The organism is Paracoccus sp. (in: a-proteobacteria), assembly GCF_035556475.1.
Taxonomy (GTDB): Bacteria; Pseudomonadota; Alphaproteobacteria; order Rhodobacterales; family Rhodobacteraceae; genus Paracoccus.
Window position 1 is genome coordinate 1 of sequence record NZ_DATMFA010000008.1, and the last position, 2,272, is coordinate 2,272.

Consider the following 2,272-nt stretch of genomic DNA (forward strand, 5'->3'; position numbering starts at 1 on the left):
CCGAGAGCGAGACGGTGCGCAGGATCAGCGCCGGCAGTTGCGCGGGCTTCAACTCGCGATAGACGAAGACGCCGACCAGAAGGCCATAGAAGGCCGAGACCGCCGCCGCCTCGGTCGGGGTGAAGGCCCCGCCAAGGATGCCGCCAAGGATCAGGAACGGCATCCCCGCGGCAGGCAATGCGGCCCAGCCGGTCTTCAGCAGCCGCGGCATGGTGAAGGGTTCGGTCTCGCGATAGGTCTCGCCGCCCTTCCGGGCAAAGATATAGGCCGTAACCATCAGCAGCAGGATACACAGGAAGCCCGGCACGATCCCCGCGATGAACAATGCCCCGATCGAGACATTCGAGACGACGGCCATGATCACCATGGTCAGGCTGGGCGGGATCACCTGCGCCAGCGACCCCGCGCAAGCGATCAGCGCCGCGCCGAAATCGACGTCATAGCGGCGGCGGCGCAACTGCGGCTGCATGATCGCCGAGATGGCGGCCGTGTCGGCCGAGCCGGAGCCAGAGATCGCGGCAAGCCCCGCCGCCGCCACACAGGAGACCTGATAGAGGCTGCCGACGATCCAGCCGATCAGCGCCGAGGCAAAGGCGACGATCCGGCGCGAGATGCCGCCCGCATCCATGATCACCCCAGCAAAAACGAAGAACGGAATCGCCATCAGGGTGAAGGTGTTCAGCCCGGCAAAGACCCTCTGGCTGACGATGGCAACGGGAACATCGGTCGTGGTCAGCAGCGTCAGCACGGCCGAGGCGCCAAGGACGAAGACGACCGGGACGCCCAAAGCGAGGAAGACCACGAATGCAACTGCGATGATCAGCATCAGACTGCCTCCTCTTCGGTTTCGGGCTTGGGTGGCGGGAAGGGATCGTTCCATCGCTGCACCACCGACAGGACCAGTTCGATGATCATGTAGAGCGCGCCAACGGGCAGGCAGGCATACATGTATTTCATCGGGATCCGAAGCGAGGGCGAGGTCTGGAACTGGCCCATCTTCAGGAGCGGCAGGCTGCCATAGGCCAGCACCACCAGAAACGCGGCCGAGACCAGCGCGATCAGCACTAGCGCGACGCGCGCTCCGACAAGGGACAGCTTCGAGGGCAGGATGTCGATCGCGACATGCTGGCCGCGCGCGAGCGTCACCCCTGCTCCAAGCAGCACCAGCCAGATCTGGCAGAAGGTCGCAATCTCGGCCGCCTGCGAAATCGAGAAGTTGAGGAAATAGCGTCCGGCGACCTGAACCAGCACCGCGACAAGCATGATCGCGAACAGCATGACGACCACCGCTGAGACCGCTGCGCGCAGCATGAGGCACAGACGCTCGATGATTGAAAACATGGGATCTCCCTTCACTGCCCGGCAGATCCAGCCGCCGGGCAAGACTTGTCCGCGATCACTCGACCTTGCCGATCAGCGCGAACAACTCCTTCTGACCATCGGTCGCGAGATAGCCCTGTTTCACGCTCTCGGCGGCATCGCGGAAGGGTTGGATATCGGGACGACTGATATTCACGCCCGCCTTCTCGATATCCGCGACACGGGCCGCATCGCTTTCGCGATAGGTCGCGCGCTGGAAACTGCCGGCCTCCTTGCCCGCCTCGTCCAGTGCGGATTTCACGTCATCGGGCAGGGCCTGATAGGCCGCCTCGCCCATGATCACCGGCGCCACCAGTTCCAGCCAGCCGACCATCGCCCAATCCGGCGCGACCTCGTAGAATTTCTGCGCGTAGAAATTGGTATTGGCCGCCTCGGCCCCGTCGACGACGCCGGTTTCAAGCGCACCGTAAAGCTCGGTATAGGCCAAGGGGGTCGGGTTCGCGCCGAAGGCCTTGAACGTGTCGACATGGGCCGGGTTCTGCATGGTGCGGATCTTGAGGCCGTCGAGATCCGACATCTCCTCGATCGGTTTCTTCGTCATGATGTGACGCGTGCCCGCCGAGAAGAAGGTGATCAGGTGAAAGCCCTGCGACTTCAGCACCTCCTGGACGTCGGCTATCACCGCCGGATCCTCAAGCGCGCGGTCCATCTGCTCGGCATCCCTGAACAGGAACGGCAGGCTGAAAACCGAGAGGTCGGGAACGAAATTCGCCAATGTCTCGTTCGCGGTCACCGCAATGTCGACGGTGCCGATCTGGGTGCCCTGGATGCTCTCCATCTCATCGCCGAGGGTGGCGTTGTCAAAGACCTGGATGGTGGCCTTGCCGCCGGTCTTTTCGCCGATCAACTCACCCATCTTGCGCATCCCGACACCATAGGGCTCGACTGCGTT

3 protein-coding genes are annotated in these 2,272 nt (G+C 63.3%); all 3 read right to left on the bottom strand.

Annotation, left to right across the window (positions count from 1 at the left end; translation table 11 throughout):
- Nucleotides 1–826, bottom strand: an 826-nt coding sequence (locus tag VNQ78_RS00785; RefSeq protein WP_325685576.1) for a TRAP transporter large permease, incomplete at its 3' end; no start/stop codon positions are given.
- Nucleotides 826–1,341 (bottom strand): TRAP transporter small permease, encoded by a 516-nt coding sequence (locus VNQ78_RS00790; RefSeq protein WP_325685578.1) that lies wholly within the window; start codon nt 1,339–1,341, stop codon nt 826–828. The genes VNQ78_RS00785 and VNQ78_RS00790, both read right to left, overlap by 1 nt.
- Before the next feature lie 55 nt (nt 1,342–1,396).
- Nucleotides 1,397–2,272, bottom strand: an 876-nt coding sequence (locus tag VNQ78_RS00795) for a TRAP transporter substrate-binding protein (protein WP_325685580.1), incomplete at its 5' end; no start/stop codon positions are given.

Coding starts and splice junctions, on each gene's coding strand:
- VNQ78_RS00790 (WP_325685578.1), bottom strand. CDS start 1,341: ATGTTTTCAATCATCGAGCGTCTGTGCCTCATGCTGCGCGCAGCGGTC.